Origin of the sequence: Bacillus sp. CFBP9009, assembly GCF_036541465.1 — a bacterium.
In the GTDB taxonomy this organism is placed as follows: domain Bacteria; phylum Bacillota; class Bacilli; order Bacillales; family DSM-1321; genus Peribacillus.
On sequence record NZ_JAZHFU010000042.1, the window covers coordinates 6238 to 6596 of the forward strand.

The 359-nt window shown below is 36.5% G+C and carries 1 protein-coding gene; it reads left to right on the plus strand.

Features of this window, described 5'->3' with window-relative positions; translation table 11 throughout:
• Positions 1–359, plus strand: a 359-nt coding sequence (locus V3595_RS28545; protein ID WP_485911325.1) for an IS110 family transposase, incomplete at both ends; no start/stop codon positions are given.

Sequence of the window (359 nt, forward strand, 5' to 3'; positions counted from 1 at the left end):
AAGAATTTCCGATAAACACCTTGTTGTTGGAGTGGATATTGCCCAACAATTACATGTGGCTAGAGCAGTGAATTTCCGTGGAATTGTAGTAGGAGATCCACTTGCATTTGAAAATAATGAAGATGGATTTGCTAGTTTATTAAAATGGATGGATAAGCTTCAAAGATTAAATAAACTGGATGCAGCCATCGTGGGAATGGAACCTACAGGCCATTACTGGATTAATCTTTCAAAATGGCTATTTAAACAAGGAATTGAGGTAGTAACAGTAAACCCTCACTTAGTAAAAAGGAATAAAGAAAACCGTGATAATACTCAGTCCAAAAGTGATAAGAAAGATGCCTTGGTCATCGCTGATA